Here is a 1,159-nt window from a genome sequence, read left to right as displayed (position 1 = left end):
GTCATTCGCGGAGCCGGAATTGCCACTCTCGGGGATCGATATCGAAAAGTTGCTCGATTTTTGAGCATACGGCCATGACAGCGCAACTCAACATTCAGCCAAACGCACAGGCATAGGTCATCTGCGTTTTGGAACGAATCAAGCTAACGCAATGAGATGAGAGACGAAGGATTCAAATATTTTATTAGCAATATTGGCGAGGCTACCAAACGCTCGACGGTACCGGCTGCAAGCCTTGAAAAATGGCGCGATAGGCTACCCGATCAGTTACTGAAATACTGGCAGGAAGAAGGATGGTGCGAATATGCGAATGGGCTCTTTTGCACAGTTGATCCTGATGACTATGAAGACCTGGTTGATGAGTGGCTCGCCGACACAGGTTTGGATGAGATTGACGCGTTCCACGTGATTGCAAGGTCTGCATTTGGCGACCTTTATGTATGTGGTGAAAAGACGGGGCGCAGCGTCACGATTGATTGCGTCCTCAATATGGTCTCTGCTTTAGAAAATGAGTTGAAGGAGAAAACTAGGGCGGACCTGGATTTTTCGATCCGCTGTTTTTTTGCGTTCAGTGATCCGGATCGGTTTGAAATGAAAGACGAGAACGGACAGCCGCTCTTCGAACGTGCCAGATCCAAACTGGGTCCGCTCGAGCCACATGAAATCTATGGATTCGAGCCCGCTATCGTACTAGGAGGAAAAATTCTCCTCGAGAATCTGGCGAAAGTGAATGCCAATGTGCACCTGACGATTCTCCGTCAATTCGCGGAGCCGGAATTGCCACTCTCGGGAATCGATATTGAAAAGTTGCTCGACTCTTGATCATGCAGACATGCCGGCGCAACTCAACATCCAGCCAAGCGCAGGCATAGGTCACCTGAGGTTGGAGCGAATCAAGCTAAGGCATTGAGATGAGAGACGAAGACTTCGAATATTTTATTAGCAAATTTGGCGAGGCGACCAAGCGATTCCCAGTGCCCGCCACAAGCCTTGAAAAATGGCGCGATAAGCTGCCCGATCAGTTACTGAAATACTGGGAGCAAGAAGGATGGTGCGAATATGCGAATGGTCTCTTTTGTACGGTTGATCCTGATGAATATGAAGACATTGTGGATGAGTGGCTTGCCGACACAGGATTGGATGAGATTGACGCGTCCAC

At 49.1% G+C, this 1,159-nt stretch carries 2 protein-coding genes; both read left to right on the top strand.

Translation table 11 applies throughout. The features are described 5' to 3' along the window. The first annotated feature begins 156 nt into the window (after positions 1-156). Positions 157-822, top strand: a complete 666-nt coding sequence (locus tag I5W_RS14935; protein ID WP_044529821.1) for a GAD-like domain-containing protein — start codon at positions 157-159, stop codon at positions 820-822. A gap of 89 nt (positions 823-911) precedes the next feature. Continuing rightward, positions 912-1,159, top strand: a 248-nt coding sequence (locus I5W_RS14930) for a GAD-like domain-containing protein (RefSeq protein WP_044529822.1), incomplete at its 3' end; no start/stop codon positions are given.

The organism is Herbaspirillum sp. B65, from assembly GCF_000333555.1.
Lineage (GTDB): Bacteria > Pseudomonadota > Gammaproteobacteria > Burkholderiales > Burkholderiaceae_D > Herbaspirillum > Herbaspirillum rubrisubalbicans.
Note: the sequence above shows the minus strand (reverse complement) of the source record. Positions and strands in the feature narration are given on the sequence as shown.